Consider the following 16,704-nt stretch of genomic DNA (forward strand, 5'->3'; position numbering starts at 1 on the left):
TGCCCCACAGGATTGGCGCCCCACAGGATTGGCGCCCCACAGGATTGGCGCCCCACAGGATTGGCGCCCCACAGGATCGGAGCTCCACAGGAGTGACAGCATCAGGCGGCCATCAGCACATCATGAAACAAGGACAAATCCTGGCTGGGGAATGCAATTTGAGTGATCATTTCGATATTATCGAGAACCGCTTCCCGGCGGTGAACCCCCAGAGGATAATCTTCGCATATAATGGCTGTTGCCATGACACTTAATAACTTAACCCGTTCCTTAAAAAGATGGGAAGATGCCCTGCCGATAAATGAAAAGTTTACCCTTGGAATTGCCTTAAAAACACTGCTGGCTGTTTCCAAGCCTGCCTTTTTTCTAAAATCCCCTCCAGGGTATCCCTTAAGCTTTGCCTTTACCATCACAATCAACAGATGAAGACGCATACGGAAAAGCTGAGTGTCATCCCTATTTTCTTTGCTGATATGTGTGGAACCGAATCGTTTCATAGCCTGTTTTTATATCATAGCGGGGTAAAAATTCAATGGCTTTTATCTGGCCAATGGTTGAAACCTGCTGGCACAAGAGTCCAATTCACTGATAATAAAGGAAATTTTATTTTTTATTTTACGAATCTTTTCCTGCTGAGTGATTTTCTCACTTTGCTTCAAGGAAAAAAGTATTTCCATATCTTCATTTAAAGACTCGTACAAGGCAAACCGCTGATGAATTTTCTCCTTAAAATCTCTGGTGACGGCCTGGATCAGGGGCATGAAATAAAGGGTATTCAATTGATCATGATATTGGTTTATCTGGTGCTGAATGGAGACGAGACTTTCTCGTTTGATTCTCAGGGCAGCCTTGTCAAATCCAGGCGTAAAAGAAAAGCGAGACTGTTTATTCAACAAAGAGGAAATGAACTGGGCAATGGATTGAAGTCCCAGGCCTGTTAAGGCATTGGCGCGTATTTTAGTGGTATATCGTGGTGTAAAGATGGTTTCAGGCAGTTCCAGTCCTAAAATTTTTTTAATTCCCTGGATATCCACCGCCTTGATGAAACCGGGATCTTTTTTTAACAATTGGTCTGATACTTGTTGGGAAAATTGGGTGGAAAAAAAATCGTTTTCCGGGTCCTTATTTTCCGGGTTCTGGGGATACCTTAATTTTAAAAAATCGATCTGGTAGGAATTGAGAAGAGATTGGAAATACGCGAAGATTCTGTCCTCCTGGGCTTCAATCAATTTTTTTAGTTCCGGAGCGATTTGTTCCAGGGCAAATAAATCAATTTTTTGTTTAAAGTCCTGGAACATCAGGTATAAAATTTGTTTGAAACCCGATTCTTTGATCAAGGACCGATAGGGGGCCGCATCAATGGGCGTCAGTTTTATAAAATCCTGGACCTGTTTACCGATATGAATTGAATCCCGGGCAAATGCTTTTTTTAAATTTAGCTGAATCTCTTTTACCAGGCCTCCCACAGCTCCTTGGATTGAATTGTCCACAATGGACTTGAGCCGGGATGCATTTTCACTGATTTCCTTCAGGTGGCCCCTGGTTTTTTTTTCACCCTCCATGTCTGCACAAAGAACCTCAAAAACGATATCTGCCTTTTTGTTCATTTCATCTGCCATCATCCGGATTCGTTCCAGAGGATTGGACAACAGCAGATCAAAATAATTTTTTTCCAATAAATGAGCAAGTTCTTGATGAAAGGAAAGGCTGTTGGTATTGCAGTAATCCATCATTTTCTTATCTTCTATCCAAAGGTTTAACCGTTTGGCATCCCTTTTGGGCAGGCGGGACCCCATGGCCTGGAAGAGGGTCAATAAAGCTGAAAATGAATAGACCACAGGTTCAGGGGTCAAAAATTTAAGTTCATGTCGAATTCTTGATTCAATATGGACCAGATCCGCAAGGTTCTCGTGTTCAGTTAAATCACAATTGTTCACAAACAATATATTTTCAATCAGCCCCAGTTGTTTTATTTTTTTTAAAAACCCCATGTCCGATTGGCGAAGACCGATTCTGGAGCTGATACAATAGACAATGAGATTGGCCGATTCCATATAGTTGATAACCTGACCCAGATGGGCCGGATCAGTTGAGTCCGCCCCCTGACAATCTGCAATTTCGACATTGGGGTCAATGGTCTTGCCAAAAACGCTCAGGCAGATATCTTTGACATAAAAGGCCATGGCCGGATTGGATGTAAAGGATTTGTAGTCTTCAAATGATTTGGATGAAAATAAAATCGTCCCCCGGTCTGCACCGACGATATCCTTGCATGCTCCATATCCGTCAAGGGCGTTTCGGATCAAAAGGGGTTCAGGCCGTATGCCGGCACTTGTGACGGGGAAGCGTTTAACAAGGGTGTCATATACCCCTGCAAGATAGGCCCGGTCTTTTTTTCGTCTAAGATCAAAGGTGTCACTGATATTAGAACAACTGATGCCAGGTCCCTGTCCTTCATCTGGAAACAGATCCAATGTTTTTTTGATGGCCCCATTAATGTCATCCCAGGATTTGAGCGTAAGGGCGGCTTCATTTTTTTTACCCTTACGGATTCGCGTGGTAATGGAGGTCACAACCCCTGCCCCTCTTTTTACCAGTTCTTTGCCAGCCAGAGAATTTATAAAGGTGCTTTTACCGGATTTAATCACCCCGACAACCGCAATCTTGATGAGGCCCGACTGAATATGGAGGGGGATTTGCCGGCAATTTTCCCGATAGGCTGCCAGAAAATCATTATCCCCTGGGGATATTTCTTCCATCATCGCAATCACAGCGAGGGTATCTGCGGTAATGGTGTCCATGGTCTGTGAATGGGCGGTTTTTATTGTCATAATAGGGGTGGGGGAGTCAATAAATCAGCATCATTGCGCGTTCATATTTAACATCCGAGCTGGTTGAAAACAAGAGATCCTTTGAAAGGTCACAGGTGAGCCATGCGCTGTCATGGAGTTCATTATCCAGCTGCAGTGGCCCCCAGCCGGCGCACCCCAGTATGATCATAAACGATTTGGGTCCTTCCTGGACGGCAATGGCTTCTAAAATATCCCTGGAATTGCTCAGATGAAGCCAGTCGTTTACCTGAAGACTTTCGTTCCAGGAAAAAGGAGGTCCATGTAGCACAAAAACACCACTGGGCTGAACAGGTCCACCAAGATAGATATTCAACTTATCCACGCTGGCATTGCAGTCAATGTTCAGATCTTCAAACAATTCCCTGCCCGTAAGCAGGGGATGAACTTTATTGACAATAAATCCCAAAGCGCCTGAATCATTGTGCTCGCACATGCAGGTCACTGTTTGTGAAAAATTAGGATCCGGAAGCCCCGGCATTGCCAGAAGAAACTTGCCCTTCACGCTTTCAATAAGTTCATCGCTCATACACCCGCTCCGTATTTATCCGTACATTCCAATTCCTGGTACACGTATATCAGTTAATTGAGTAATCTTAAATAGTTTTGATTGATTTGCAATACTTTTATTCCCAGAGACAAGATTTTTAAAAGATTACACAAACCCTGTGATAAATGGTTATGGCCTATCCTCTTTTCTGCCATATACATCCTCAAACCGGACAATATCATCTTCCCCCAGATAAGAACCGGACTGCACCTCAATCAATTCCAGGGGAATGGTTCCGGGATTTTCCAGTCGGTGAACCGTGCCAAGGGGGATATAGGCTGATTCATTTTCCAGGAGCATAATTTCCTGATCCCCTTTGGTTACAATTGCCGTACCCGAAACAACGGTCCAGTGTTCTGCACGGTGGTAATGCTTTTGCAAAGAAAGCTTTGCACCGGGCTTGACCGTGATGCGTTTCACCTGATAGCGCTGGGACTGGTCAATGGTTTCATAGTTACCCCAGGGGCGGTAAACCCTTCGGTGGGTGACAGTTTCTTTTCTTTTCTTTGCCTTGAGCTGGAGAACAATTTTTTTAACCTCCTGAACCCGGTCCCTGGGAGCGACCAGAACGGCATCGGAGGTTTCAACTATGACAAATTTTTCAAGGCCCACCGCAGCCACCAGACGGCTTTCTGAATGAATATAGGAATCCTTCACATCCTGGGTTAAAATGTCCCCCTTGAGCACATTGTGCTCTTCATCCTTGCTACCTGTCTGCCACAGGGCATCAAAGGATCCCAGGTCATTCCAACCGGCATCCAGGGAAATCATAATCCCTTTATCGGTTTTTTCCATGACGGCATAGTCAATGGAATCTGCGTCAATTTTTTCAAAGAGTTCCCTGTTAATTCTAAAAAAACCAAGATCCTGAGTTCCCGCTGCCATCACCTGCCGGCAACGCTTGAGCATGTCCGGAGCATATTGTTCCAGTTGGTCAATAATGACGGATGCCTTGAACATAAACATGCCCGAATTCCAGCAGTATTCCTTTGATGCAACATATGCTTGGGCATGTGCATGATCCGGTTTTTCTACAAAGCACTCAATTTCACAGGCGTTGGAAGTGCTATCAATCCTCTTTCCTTTTTTAATATAGCCATAACCGGTTTCAGGTGATACCGGGACAATCCCGAATGTGATTAAAAACCCTTGTTCAGCCAAGGCATTGCCCTGGGATATTTTTTCATGGAAATGAGGGAGATCTTCAATGACATGGTCTGCCGGCAGGACCAGCATAACCGCGTCCTCTCCTTTCTCAAGCAGTTTTATGGCAGCCAGGGCAATGGCAGGGGCCGTATTTCTCCCAATGGGCTCCAAAATAATAGAATGGGGTTTGATTTTGATTTGCTGTAATTGTTCGGCTGTCATAAACCGATGGGCCTCGTTGCATACCACCACAGGGGCTGCCAGGTCATCAATGTTCTCAAGCCGCATCAGGGTATTTTGCAGCATGGTATTTTCATTGTAGATATCAATCAATTGTTTGGGATACAGTTCTCTGGAAAGCGGCCATAACCGCGTACCTGATCCACCTGCCAGGATTATTGGAACAATCATAAATACTCCTAAAATAAATGGCATTTAATATGCCCATTAAAAATACGTACTATAATTATAGGTGTGGACAAAAATCCTGGGACCTGTTTATTTTTCTGCGGCGTAAAGATTGATGCACAAGCCCTTTTCGACTTCATACCGGTTACAGGAGTTCAGGGTAAACCCACAGGTCGAAAGCCAGCCGTTGATCTGTTGTTTTTCAAAGCCCAACCAGGATCCGCCAATGATGTCCTTGATATTTTCCTGGTCATGTTTTTCAAAGTCTGCCAGTAAAAAAAGCCCCCCGGGTTTAAGCACCCGAAAAACTTCATGTATGGATTTTTCCGGTTCAAAAATATGGTAGAGGACCATACTCATAATCACAATACTCACTTCCTGATCCTTCATGGGAAGGTTTTCAAGCTCTCCCAAACGAAGGTCAATGGCGTTCAGGCCTGGCAATTTCATTCGGGCCTGTTCGAGCATTTCCGGAGAACTGTCCACGCCAATTAGCTTTTTTTTGTTCTCCGGGAAAAAACTGCCCAGCATCTCTCCTGTGCCGCAGCCCAGATCTGCAACCGTGTCCCCCAGGGCCATTTGTTTTAAAACCCCATTTAAATCAAAAGCGCCCAGAACTTCCTTTTTTAACCGATCCCATTGGGGGGCCACGGTTCTAAAGAATCGTTTGGTTCTGTTTTTTCGAAGGGTAATGCTTTGTTTTGCCCGTTGCAGATCCATCACACAGACCGTCTCTTGTTCAAGACGGGAACAGGCCAGGTTGATCAAGGACAAGGAGTCCCCGGCCTTATTGGCGGCGTAATAGATAAAACTGCCATCCTTTCGTAACACCAGTAACCCGGCTTCCAGCAAAATTTTCAAATGGCGGGACACCCCGGACTGAATCATATCAACAATGGAAACAATTTCATTTACGTTGAGTTCATACTGATTGAGAATATTTAATAGCCGGAGCCGTGTTGGGTCAGAAAGTGCTTTGAACTGTTTTATAATTTTCATAAAATATTTTTGGATCTTTTATTTAACGGACAAGACCGGGCATTCAGCTTGGAGTATAACGACCTGGGCCGTTGATCCGAAAAGAAGTTTTCCCATTTTGGATCGACTTTTTACCCCGATGATAATTTCATCAACCCCTTTTTCAATGGCAAAATTAACAATGTCTTCTCCGGCTTCAAGTCCTCTGATCAAGAGATGTGTTTTGCAGGTGATACCGTTTTCATCAAACTGTTTTTTGGCTTTTTCCAGGTTTTCTTCAGCCGTTTGAACCTTTGACTGTTCGGACTTTCCTCCTCCAACCATTGAGGTGACAATCAGCACTTCCCCTTTAAACGCCTTTGCATGGGTCAGGGCAATCTTCAATAGATCTTCTCCAACATTAACGCCCTTGTATCCAACCAGAATTTTCATGTTTTCCCCTCTTTTTTAGTATCAATGGATATAAATTTTAAAATTTAATAGACGTAAATAATACATAAAAGATTTAAACGTCATTCACAAGGGTAAAAAATGCATGTTTGAAAGATAAAATAATTTGAGTCCAAATGGAATTACTAGGGGGGTAGTAAACAATCTTTGGCAATTAATAAAAAAGATCATTGAAAAAAAAGAAGATTGAATGTTAAAAGAAGGAAAAGAATCCTAAATTATCCAGAGGACAATATATGAACCGCCTTTACCGTAACGCCTTGATTATCGTTTTTATTTTTTTCATTGCAGGGTGCTCTTCTGATCAGGAAAAAGCCGAAAAATTCATGAAGGAAGCCAATACCTATTTTGCACAACAAGATTATAACAAAGCCAAAATCCAGGTAAAAAACGCCATCAACCTGAGTCCTGAATCCATTGAAGCATATACCCTTCTTGTCCAGACTAACCTGAAACTTAAAGATGCCCAGGAGGCATTTTCCGCCCTTTTACGGCTTGAACAATTAGACCCGGATAACCTTGAGACAAAAATTCAGCTGGCCTCCTTTTACCTGCTTGCCAAAAAAAGAATTGAGGCAGAAAAAAAAATTGAGGAGGTGCTTGCTAAAGATCCAGACAATATTCAAGGTCTCTATCTCCATGCTGGAGCCCTTGCCAGTAAAAAAGAAGATATTGAAACGGTCAAGCAAGTCTATGTTAAAATCCTTGAACTTGATCCGAAACAATCAAAAGCCATGGTGGTTCTTGCAAGAATATACCAGGCCCAGGGGAAATTGGACCAAGCAGAAAGCTATATCAAAAGAGCGGTTAAAGTGGCGCCGGACAATATCGCTTTATACAAAACCTTGTTCGGGTTTTATCTGTCCCAAAAAGATCTTGATTCTGCTAAAAATGTTCTTAAAGACCTTATCTCGCAAAGACCTGATGAGGTTGAACCCCGGATTATGCTGGGCAATTTTTATGCGGCCCAGCAGGAAAATGAACAAGCGGAAACAGCCTTCTTAAAAGCCGTTGATTTGGGGCCTGAAAACGTTACCCCCCATATGATGATTGCCAGATTCTATAATTCGATTGAACAACCCCTGAAGGCTGAAAAATTCATTAAAGAGGCATTAAAAATAGATCCCGAACATGTGGGGTTGAAAATAGCCTATGCCGATTTTTATTTCATCCATCGAGACATCGAAAATTCCAAGAAATTAGTGGATGAAGTCCTGGCCAAACGACCGGACTATATTCCAGGCAAGCTGCTAAAGGGAAAGCTTTTTGCCTATGAAAGAAAACTGGATGAAGCCATTGCCATATTCCAATCCCTGGTCAAGGAAGAGCCGGAATCTGCCTTGTATAATTTTCTTTTGGGATCTGCACTCCTTGAAACGGGTAAGGCGCAACAGGCATTGCCCTATTTTGCCAAAACGCTGGAAAAAAACCCCAGGCATTTCAAGGCCAGGCTCGTGGTGGCGGATCTTCACTATCGAAACAAGGATTATTTCCTTGCTGAGTCAGAGGTAAAAAAAGCCCTTAATGTGATGCCCAAAAATTACAATGCGCTTCTTTTACTGGGAAATATCCATGCAGCACAAAAGGACTATGATACGGCACAAACGCTTTTTAAAGAGCTTACCCAGATGGACCCTGGGAATCCAGCCGCTTATTTCAGGCTGGGAAATGTCCATCTGCAAAAAAAAGAGCCGGAAGCAGCCCTTGAAAACTTTGAGATAGCCTTGAAAATAAATCCCAACCTCATGGATGTATTCACCAATATCATCAGTTTGTATGCCTCCCAAAAAGAGTACAAAATTGCCCTTGACAAATGTGATGCTCATCTTCAAATGGTAGAGGACAATCCTGTTGTCACTTCAATTGTATTAAACCTGAAGGGCAATCTCTTGCTGGCAACAAAAGCGATGGAATCGGCAAAGAAGACCTTTAAACTTGCCATTGAAAAAAATTCTCAATTTATTGCGCCCTATCTTGCCCTGGCACGAGTCTATAATTTTGGAAAGGAAGGCGAAAAGGAACTCCAAATTTATAAGGATCTCATTAAAAACAGGCCGGATCAGGCCGGACCTCACAGCTTTATTGGCACACTGTACGAAAAAATGGGAGAGCCGGCCCTGGCAGAAGAACATTATAAAAAAGCACTTGCCATCAATCCAGACTATATCCCGGCCATGAACAACCTGGCCTTTTTCTATACCGAGCAGGACAGGGAGCTTAATACCGCTCTTGAATTGGCCCGGAAAGCCAGGGAAATTGCAGGAGAGATCCCCGCTGTCATGGATACATTGGGCTGGGTTTATTATAAAAAGCAATTATATGACAACGCCCTGTTAGAGTTTAAAAACTGTATTGAACGAGAGCCAAATAATCCTGTCTTTCATTATCATCTCGGACTTGCCTACAATAAAAAGTGGGACTATGCCAATGCTGAAACAGCCTTGAAAAAAGCCCTGGAACTTCAAAATGATTTTGACGGAGCCGACGAAGCCAAAAAAATTCTTGCGCAGATGTAACGTCTAATAAATTTTAAATCGTATAAGACGACGTAAGTTCAGGACTATTTTTAAGAGAAGGTTAAATTGATTGTCAAGCAAGAGAAAAAATTTCATAGCAAGCAAGGCAGATAAATATAGAGCTTTGTTTTATATTGGATCTGAAACCGGCAAACGGATTTTTTTTTATGGTGCTTTTCTGACCCTGCTTTTTCTTTGTCTTGCCTTGTATAACCCTTCTTTTTTTTCTTACCTTGAAAACAAACTATATGACACCCTGGTTGATTCCGTTGAATATCAGGGTCCCCCGCTTCCCCTGATCGTGGATATTGATGAAAAAAGTCTGGCCGCTTTGGGACAATGGCCCTGGCCGCGGTATCAAATTGCCAGATTGTTAAGATTAATTTCAGATGCCGGGGCTGCCAGTATCGGTGTGGATATTCTCTTTCCGGAACCTGACAGGACCTCGCTTAACCGGGTCAAGCAGGCGCTTTTAATGGAACTTGGCATCAGGCTTAATCTGGATAATATCCCTTATCAGTTTCGGGATAATGATGTTTATCTCTCCAACACCCTTATTCAGGGACCTTTTATTCTGGGATATAAATTCTTTTTTTCCGGAACCGGTAATATATCCAAGGCGCCTGTTCCATTGGATCTTATTTTTTTAAACACACCCGGATCAACACCCAAACAAATCAGCCTGTATAGGGCAAAAGGGACCATAGAATCTCTTCCGGAATTTTCCAAGTCCATGGATGGAGCAGGTTTTGTCAATGTCCGCCCCGATGCCGATGGTGTTATCCGCCGTATGCCTCTTTTAATCGAGTTTAACGGTAAAATTTATCCAAGCCTTGCTCTGGCCTCGGTCATGAAGGCAAAGGATATACAAAAAGGGGTACTCAAGGTGTCGGACACGGGAGTGGAAGCGCTTTACCTGGATGACACAAAAATCCCCCTGGGCCCGAAAGGGAACCTGCTCATACGATACAGGGGAAAAAAAAGATCCTTTGATTATATCTCTGCCGTTGATCTGTTAAACGGCCAGGTGGATGTAAGAAAAAAGATAGCCAATCGCGTCGTTTTTGTGGGAACCTCTGCAACCGGCCTAAAAGATTCATATACCACCCCCTTTGATACACTTTTTCCCGGAGTCGAGGTGAATGCAACCGTGGCGGATAATATTCTTAACAATATGTTTTTGAGTCGTCCTGCATGGTCCAGGGGGGTTGAAATATTTGTCACATTGATCAGCGGCGTCCTGGTTTCTTTTGTCCTTGCCTTTTCCACTCCTTTAATCTCCCTTGTATTCCCGGGACTAGGCGTACTTTGTCTGTGGATAGGGGCCCTTGCAATGTTCAAGACAGCCAATATGTTTTTTTCACCTTTATATCCCTGGATAACCCTTATCGGGTGTTTTGCAGTCCTCAGTTTGTTACGGTTCCGTATGGCAGAAAAAGAGTCCCAGAAACGGGCCGGACAAATTCATCGCATTGAAAGCGAACTCAATGTAGCCAGGGAAATACAGATGGGGGTTCTTCCCAAGGTGTTTCCGCCATTCCCGGATCAGGACTTTGTGGATCTGTTTGCCGATTATATTCCGGCAAGGGAGGTGGGCGGAGATCTCTATGATTTCTTTTTCATGGATGAAGACCATCTGTGCTTTACCATTGGAGATGTCTCAGATAAAGGTGTCCCCGCTTCTTTGTTCATGGTGATTACCCGGACCCTCATAAAAAATATGGCATCGTTTTGCAGTTCACCCGCCGATTTGATGATAAGGATTAATAATATCCTTTGTATGGATAATCCCAGGGCCCTTTTTGTCACCCTTTTCATTGGGATTCTCAACCTTAAAACCGGCAAGGTGACCTATGCCAACGGCGGTCATAACCTGCCGGTTATATTTTCCGCCAAACAAGGAATCATTTTTAAACGAGGGATCAGCGGACCTGTGGTGGGTGCCATGGAAGAACTTGTCTATACCGATTTGTCATTCACCCTGGAACCCGGAGACGGGATCTTTTTATATACCGATGGGGTAACCGAGGCCATGGATAAAGAAAAGAAGGTTTTTTCCGATGACCAATTGCTTCAGGTTTGCAGCGGCCTTGGAAAAAAATCTCCCACCCAGATTGTTGGGGCGGTCTTAAGCCAGGTCAAGCTTCATGTGGGAACTGCGCCCCAATCCGATGATATCGCAATCATGATGCTTCGTTTTTGCAAATTTAAAAATAATTAACGGCTTGGAATTGTTTGAAATACCCTTGGAATCTCTAAATTTAGATATTGACATCCCCTCTAATTGCCGTTACTTGTATATGATATGGATTACTGGTTGGTCAAATTTCAAATGGAGTACATTCAAACATTGGTTTTTTTCAGATGAAACACATCATAATCGGGCTGTTCGCAGTCTTATTTTTAATTGTCCTAACCAGCAGCACCATGGCAGCGGAAAACCCAGCAGGGAAAATACACCGAATGGAAGGATCCGCCGTGATAGTCCGCCAGGGGAAAATAATGGAAGGCCTGGTCAATACAACGGTTTATCCGTCGGATGAAATTAAAACCGGTCCTGACAGTCTTATAGAGCTTATTTTGCAGGATGGTTCTTCCCTTCACCTGGGACCGGACAGCAGCCTTGATCTAATCCAATATAAATTCAGTCTTATGGAAGACAATCCCTCTTTTATCGCAAGGATGGCAAAGGGAATATTCGTCTATATTTCCGGTGCTATCAGCAAACTTCATCCCGGATCTGTAAAGTTTGAAACCCCAGACGGAACAGTTGCCATCAGGGGAACAAAACTGGTGGTAGCAGTTATTGAACCCACCGCAACTCCAGGTGTTGCCGGAAAAACCACCCTGGTTCTTTTAAGGGATCCCAATGGCAATGTTGGTCAGGTCGGTTTTTCCAACGATTACGGCCAGAGCAATTTAGATCAAGAAAGTTTTTCCATAGCAGCAAATCAGGGCAAGGCCCCTCCATCCCAGGTTTTTATGGACAACGCCACTCTGGAGCAAATGGTCCCGCAAAATTTAGTCCCCGTTGTTTTTGAAAATTATTCACCGCCCCTGCCCTATACCGAAGCAGTTGAATCCTTGATGGACCAGGGTACTTTTTTTATCCCCCAGCAGGCGCAGGGCAATTCTTTTTCCAAATCCATCCCTTCGACACAATAGAATTTATACTTGCCGCGATCGGGGAACACCCCAACATCATAATAGAAAATTATTTGCCGTATTTTGTGTGTCAGACCAAGAATCGAAGCACACCATAGATGCTAATCAAAAAAAGCACAGCTCCCCCATACAGCCATAGCGGTGAAATAAAATATTTCATGGTACCGACTTCTTCCGGAAAAATGCTGGTTCCTTCCATGGGCTGGATGGTTATTTTTTTTTCCAGTTTGTCCATGTATTTATTGATCCGGACCGGATCATCCACATATTTTCCCTGGAATCCGTGCTTGAGGCAAAAATAATTGACTTCAAAAATAAACTGGGAGGTCTGGGGTTTTCTCAGGAGGCTGTCCAGGCTGTCATAAAAGAGTTCCCCTCCGTTATCCACCTCATAGAGTTCTTTTTGGAGCAAGGGCCAGGTCAGATGTTTCTCCTTGAAAAATTTTGCCTGAACCTGTTCATCAAAATAGACCACCAGGGGAAAAAGAATCTGGTAGGATTCCTGTTCCGACAGATATCCCAGAAGATTTACCCGCAGTTGATCAAAGCCTTCCCTTATTTCGGACCTGGCCTTTACAAGATCTCCTGGTTCATAGGAACCGTCGGGTGAAAGCTCCGTGCCTGATGTGGGAGCTGTCTTCAGCCGGTCGAAGGATAAGGCCGCCTGATCAAAAAGGGATTGAATTGCTTTCCAAAGTTCTGTTTCCATTTTTTTCCTTTTTATTTACCAGGCTATTGCCTATTTTCTTAAAGTTGAGAGGACTTAAACAGAATCCATTTTCATCCGGGTTTCAATAACGGCTTCTGAAATCCATGCATCAAGGATTTTTCCGACCTGTTCCGTAAAAGTTTTAATCAGGGGGATGATTCCCGATTCACAGGTTTTGAAAAGAAGGTAATAGACCAGCTTTAGCCCGCCATTTGCGCCCATTCCATGGGGAACCTGTTCAACCCGGATACCATAGAAAAAATCTTTTACAGGCTTAAAGTTTCCCTGCCAGACACTGCCGAACATCTCAAGCAGGGCCATAATATCTTCATAACTGAGCATGGCCTTATTTTTGATGGTGAGTAAATGCATGAACCCGTCCATGTTTTCCTGGAAACGGTTTTCCCCGTGCAAGACATGGTTTTCACACAGATCCCAGTTAACCCCGGCAATATCACGGCTGTAGGGCTGTGCCGTCAGTTGCTGGGAGAGCGTCTTTGAAAATCCGGGCTGGTGCCATAATGCTTCCACAACAATGGTGACAGGTTCCAGAAAGGCTTTTGAATAATGCAGTTTGAGCCAGTATCGTGTTTTGTTCTCTTTGTCTGTTGTCTGCTCAATTTCATAGGAACCTTCACCGCCGGACAAAATCCCGGCCCGCAAGGGCACCATACCACCGTTTTCTACCTTATAAACCCCCCCCACGGATTGGAGTTCATAGCCCTGGGCCGGTTCGGGGTGACGGATGAGAAAGCGTTCCTTTGTGCCGTCATAGAGGAATGGTGATGTGGCTTCTTGGGTAAGGTTTTCCATGGGAACCGTGTGCAGGCGGAAAATATCCTTGTTGATCACTATTTTTTTGGGCCAGGTCGGGTCCAGATCCAGGCAAAGGGTAAACTTTTTCCAGGCCTGTTTTCTTTCCGGAACATCAATGGTCATGAACAGTTCCTGGTGGGGAAAATGGAAAAAGAATCTTGCTTTTTCCAGGGGGTGCCTCTCTTTTTTACCCATTTTTATCTCTTCGGGATCATTTCCGAATAAAAGATCGCAGGGAATCCCTTTTGAACATTCATCGGCTTTTTGGTCAAACACAAGAGAGGCATTTGTCAGATGGGTCTTTAAGGTATCAAACACCAGCAAAGATGCCTGGTAGTTATTGAGATGATCGACGTTCAGCCGGATCCTGCCGATGGTGTCGGTGCGCTCATACATGGATTCAATGGTGATCAGCAGCCGAAATCCCCTGGGGCGCAGCAGCAATTTTGTCTGGGTCAAGGAAATGGGAAGGATGCGTAACTCCTTGAGGGTCCTTAGGACTGCCGCATTTCCTTTTTTTGGGGAAACCAGAATCCGGGTAGCCTTGGGAAGAACAGCTGTTTCGGAAAATTGTCCCGTGGGCAGGGCCTGGACCATTCCCATGACGGGCAGGGGAACCAGAAGAAAGGGGAAGAACTGCTGGAAGATTCTAAGCCTGGAAGACAGAATATTGTTCATTCCTGCCATGTGGGTCCGGGCAGAAAAAAAGGCAAGGGCCTCCACAAGCCGTTTGACATCCGGGTCATCCCGGTCCAGGGAGGCTGAGGGGTGCCGTGCCGCATATTCCATGCGAAAGCTTTCCAGTTCATGCATCTCCTCTAAAAATGCCCGGTATAATTTTTCATCCATCTGCATGGTTTTATTTGTTCCTGCTATCCAATTTTAATCAAAGCGCCTGCGATAGTTGCCAGCGCACTGCCTTCCAATGTTGTCTTGGTTCCTTTTACATCCACAAGCCCACCTTCCATTTTGGCAGAGATACTTCCTTTGAGTTCAAGGGTCTTACTGTCAACCGCAGCTTTTACCTTTGCGCTTGTATTGACATTGGTTCCGGAAATGGTGACATCCCCTGGGGAAGCCGCAGCTTGAATTTTATTTCCAGACAAATTCATAGCCGCCTTGGCACTTGCTTTTAAAGCGGCACCGGCACTCAGTTCCATGGCCGCAGCGCTTGAAGCTTCAAATTTGCCATCGCTTTTATGAACCGTATCGGAGCTGGACTGGCAGGTAATGGTGTCTGCTTCCAGTAAAAAATCCTTGCATTGGATGGTTATACTGTCCGGTGTCTGGGTAATGGTGCTGGTTTCATCACCTTCACAGGTGGTGGTAATGGATGTGCCGTCCAAGACCATGGTCTGAAGGATTTCATCGTCACTGTTTTCAACGGTTATAATAATGCCTTTTTTTTTGTGCAATTCCACACGGCAAACAAGTGATCCCATTACTATACCCTTATCTTAAATGTTTTCTACAAAAAAATTATTAAACACAGTATCAAATACCATGCTCAGACTCTGTTTGCTGTCCCGGAAAACACAGTCCATCCTGAAGGGTAACTTGAACATATCTGTTTCCGCCATCTTTTCCACATTGATAATTTGCACCCTGGGTTCATAGCACTCAATGCAGTGGATGACCTCCTGGATGATGATGTCGACCATGCCGTCTCTGTTATTGAATTCATTTAAATCCCGGATACCAAAGTCCCTGAGGGGGGATCCATATTCTTTTTTGGTATTCAGGATATGGTTTATACTTTCAACCACATCCTGAATCGTTTCACTGGTCTGCTTTTTGGTGTCATTTTTTATAAATTTATTGAACAAACCCATAAAATCCGTCCTGTATCCGGCTATCGCCAATAGAGGAAAAATTCAACACCGCTGAATATTTCCTGGTAATAAAATGACAAAGAAAGATCTCTCAGGGCGTGGTCCCATTCTTCCCCTTCAATGATCCTGAAAAATTCCACCTCTGGACCAAAGGAATGCTGAAAAGGGGGTCTGTCTGTTTTTTTCATGGGGACTCCGGGAAGGGCCATTTTATGGATCATGCCGATTCGTGAAAAACTGCCAAGCTTCACATTGCCGATCTCCATTTTCCCTGTTACATGCCCCTTTTGAGCCAGGAAATAAACATCCCTGGCCTCCCTTATCTCAGAGGGAAGATCAATGTTAAAAATACCATCCTTGAATGCAAAGGGAAGGTAGGGCGATTTTTCTTCCACCATCTGCATCTGTTTCATCAGGGGAGTAATAATCCGGTTGAAACAGGCAGCAAGCTGTTCATGCTTATAGGGAGCGATTACATTTTCCGGCATCACCTTTCTATAGTAACAGACATCCGTGTAAAACCCGGTGACTGCTTCCAGAACAAAATAGGGATGACAATGAATCTGTTCCTTGAGGTTGGCAATGAACCGCTGTATTTTCAAGCTGCTTTTCATGCATTGCTTAACGCTTAAAAGGGCTTCCCCGGAAAGATAGCTGGACGCATCCAGGACAAGGTTGTAGTGAAACAATTCCAGGGCCTGGTTCAACTCTTCAAGGGAGTCTGTTAAAAACAGGGAACTTCCCACCTGGAGCAGGGGCGGGATATACTCCCTGGAAAGCAGCCAGGTACCGTCGGCTTCCTTTTTGAATTGGGCCAGTTTCAGGGATTCCAAGGCGCCTGGATAACTTTGATCCGCAGAGATCACCAGGGAATAATAGGTGCGCAGCACATCCACGCCCTCCCCTGTGTCCCAGGTTTCATCCAGACGGTCTTCATTGGTATCCTCTCCAACAACATGGCAATAAACACCGATTGTCACGTCTCCTGGTACATTCAGATTAAAAGGAGTCGCTTTTGCGTTTCCAGGAACATGGATCAGCATCCCCGAAGGCATGACCATACTTAAAGACTGAATGGAAAACACACCCTCCTGGAGCAAAGTGTGATTCCATTTCAGTCCGGCAATACCAAAGGCGGGAAGTCCCTGCAGTTTGAATCGCAGGGCCGAATCAGCCAGCAGAGATTCTTCCTGGGCATTGAAATGAACCGGAAGAAGCGTCTGCCCCATTTCCCACTTTACGCGAGCCAGATTCTCGATCATTTGGTTTCCTCTAATAATTCCAT

General features: G+C 44.3%; 14 protein-coding genes. 3 read left to right on the forward strand and 11 right to left on the reverse strand.

Annotated features, from left to right (window positions below; genetic code table 11):
• Positions 1 to 101: 101 nt before the first annotated feature.
• The 6 genes from ACZ45G_RS14430 to ACZ45G_RS14455 all read right to left on the reverse strand — a co-directional run bounded on the left by ACZ45G_RS14430 (position 102) and on the right by ACZ45G_RS14455 (position 6,363).
• Positions 102 to 497, reverse strand: coding sequence for a hypothetical protein (locus ACZ45G_RS14430; RefSeq protein WP_464179288.1), 396 nt, complete (start codon positions 495 to 497; stop codon positions 102 to 104).
• A gap of 42 nt (positions 498 to 539) precedes the next feature.
• Complete coding sequence (locus ACZ45G_RS14435; RefSeq protein ID WP_464179290.1) at positions 540 to 2,831, reverse strand: dynamin family protein; 2,292 nt, start codon at positions 2,829 to 2,831, stop codon at positions 540 to 542.
• Between the two features lie 16 nt (positions 2,832 to 2,847).
• Positions 2,848 to 3,378: a YqgE/AlgH family protein gene (locus tag ACZ45G_RS14440; RefSeq protein ID WP_464179292.1), complete on the reverse strand. Its 531-nt coding sequence runs from the start codon at positions 3,376 to 3,378 to the stop codon at positions 2,848 to 2,850.
• 150 nt (positions 3,379 to 3,528) lie between these two features.
• Entirely contained in the window at positions 3,529 to 4,956 is a 1,428-nt protein-coding gene (locus ACZ45G_RS14445) for a mannose-1-phosphate guanylyltransferase/mannose-6-phosphate isomerase (RefSeq protein WP_464179294.1), read from the reverse strand.
• 87 nt (positions 4,957 to 5,043) lie between these two features.
• Complete coding sequence (locus tag ACZ45G_RS14450; protein ID WP_464179296.1) at positions 5,044 to 5,952, reverse strand: ArsR/SmtB family transcription factor; 909 nt, start codon at positions 5,950 to 5,952, stop codon at positions 5,044 to 5,046.
• 18 nt (positions 5,953 to 5,970) lie between these two features.
• Complete coding sequence (locus tag ACZ45G_RS14455) at positions 5,971 to 6,363, reverse strand: universal stress protein (RefSeq protein WP_464179298.1); 393 nt, start codon at positions 6,361 to 6,363, stop codon at positions 5,971 to 5,973.
• A gap of 254 nt (positions 6,364 to 6,617) precedes the next feature.
• Between ACZ45G_RS14455 and ACZ45G_RS14460 the strand changes: the two genes are divergently transcribed.
• From ACZ45G_RS14460 to ACZ45G_RS14470, 3 genes are all read left to right on the forward strand, one after another.
• Positions 6,618 to 8,897: a tetratricopeptide repeat protein gene (locus ACZ45G_RS14460; protein ID WP_464179300.1), complete on the forward strand. Its 2,280-nt coding sequence runs from the start codon at positions 6,618 to 6,620 to the stop codon at positions 8,895 to 8,897.
• Positions 8,898 to 8,967: 70 nt separating this feature from the next.
• Complete coding sequence (locus ACZ45G_RS14465) at positions 8,968 to 11,118, forward strand: CHASE2 domain-containing protein (RefSeq protein WP_464179302.1); 2,151 nt, start codon at positions 8,968 to 8,970, stop codon at positions 11,116 to 11,118.
• Positions 11,119 to 11,261: 143 nt separating this feature from the next.
• A complete protein-coding gene (locus ACZ45G_RS14470) occupies positions 11,262 to 12,062 on the forward strand; it encodes a FecR family protein (protein WP_464179304.1) in 801 nt (266 codons plus the stop codon).
• A gap of 70 nt (positions 12,063 to 12,132) precedes the next feature.
• On the opposite strand, the gene ACZ45G_RS14475 is transcribed toward ACZ45G_RS14470, so the two are convergent.
• The 5 genes from ACZ45G_RS14475 to tssK are packed head-to-tail and all read right to left on the reverse strand — an operon-like array spanning position 12,133 to position 16,681.
• Positions 12,133 to 12,771, reverse strand: coding sequence for a DotU family type IV/VI secretion system protein (locus ACZ45G_RS14475; RefSeq protein ID WP_464179306.1), 639 nt, complete (start codon positions 12,769 to 12,771; stop codon positions 12,133 to 12,135).
• Positions 12,772 to 12,825: 54 nt separating this feature from the next.
• Positions 12,826 to 14,442: a type VI secretion system baseplate subunit TssF gene (locus tag ACZ45G_RS14480; RefSeq protein WP_464179308.1), complete on the reverse strand. Its 1,617-nt coding sequence runs from the start codon at positions 14,440 to 14,442 to the stop codon at positions 12,826 to 12,828.
• A gap of 17 nt (positions 14,443 to 14,459) precedes the next feature.
• Positions 14,460 to 15,029: a hypothetical protein gene (locus tag ACZ45G_RS14485; RefSeq protein ID WP_464179310.1), complete on the reverse strand. Its 570-nt coding sequence runs from the start codon at positions 15,027 to 15,029 to the stop codon at positions 14,460 to 14,462.
• Between the two features lie 15 nt (positions 15,030 to 15,044).
• A complete protein-coding gene (locus ACZ45G_RS14490) occupies positions 15,045 to 15,419 on the reverse strand; it encodes a GPW/gp25 family protein (protein ID WP_464179312.1) in 375 nt (124 codons plus the stop codon).
• Between the two features lie 20 nt (positions 15,420 to 15,439).
• Positions 15,440 to 16,681 carry a type VI secretion system baseplate subunit TssK gene (gene tssK, locus ACZ45G_RS14495; RefSeq protein WP_464179315.1) on the reverse strand — a complete coding sequence of 414 codons (1,242 nt, stop codon included), beginning with the start codon at positions 16,679 to 16,681 and terminating at the stop codon, positions 15,440 to 15,442.
• Between the last annotated feature and the right edge of the window lie 23 nt (positions 16,682 to 16,704).

The organism is Desulfoconvexum algidum, assembly GCF_055382125.1.

Bases quoted from the DNA above. Each gene is read 5' to 3' on its own strand.
- ACZ45G_RS14430 (WP_464179288.1), bottom strand. From the start codon at position 497: ATGAAACGATTCGGTTCCACACATATCAGCAAAGAAAATAGGGATGAC.
- ACZ45G_RS14435 (WP_464179290.1), bottom strand. From the start codon at position 2,831: ATGACAATAAAAACCGCCCATTCACAGACCATGGACACCATTACCGCA.
- ACZ45G_RS14440 (WP_464179292.1), bottom strand. From the start codon at position 3,378: ATGAGCGATGAACTTATTGAAAGCGTGAAGGGCAAGTTTCTTCTGGCA.
- ACZ45G_RS14445 (WP_464179294.1), bottom strand. From the start codon at position 4,956: ATGATTGTTCCAATAATCCTGGCAGGTGGATCAGGTACGCGGTTATGG.
- ACZ45G_RS14450 (WP_464179296.1), bottom strand. From the start codon at position 5,952: ATGAAAATTATAAAACAGTTCAAAGCACTTTCTGACCCAACACGGCTC.
- ACZ45G_RS14455 (WP_464179298.1), bottom strand. From the start codon at position 6,363: ATGAAAATTCTGGTTGGATACAAGGGCGTTAATGTTGGAGAAGATCTA.
- ACZ45G_RS14460 (WP_464179300.1), top strand. From the start codon at position 6,618: ATGAACCGCCTTTACCGTAACGCCTTGATTATCGTTTTTATTTTTTTC.
- ACZ45G_RS14470 (WP_464179304.1), top strand. From the start codon at position 11,262: ATGAAACACATCATAATCGGGCTGTTCGCAGTCTTATTTTTAATTGTC.
- ACZ45G_RS14475 (WP_464179306.1), bottom strand. From the start codon at position 12,771: ATGGAAACAGAACTTTGGAAAGCAATTCAATCCCTTTTTGATCAGGCG.
- ACZ45G_RS14480 (WP_464179308.1), bottom strand. From the start codon at position 14,442: ATGCAGATGGATGAAAAATTATACCGGGCATTTTTAGAGGAGATGCAT.
- ACZ45G_RS14485 (WP_464179310.1), bottom strand. From the start codon at position 15,029: ATGGGATCACTTGTTTGCCGTGTGGAATTGCACAAAAAAAAAGGCATT.
- ACZ45G_RS14490 (WP_464179312.1), bottom strand. From the start codon at position 15,419: ATGGGTTTGTTCAATAAATTTATAAAAAATGACACCAAAAAGCAGACC.
- tssK (WP_464179315.1), bottom strand. From the start codon at position 16,681: ATGATCGAGAATCTGGCTCGCGTAAAGTGGGAAATGGGGCAGACGCTT.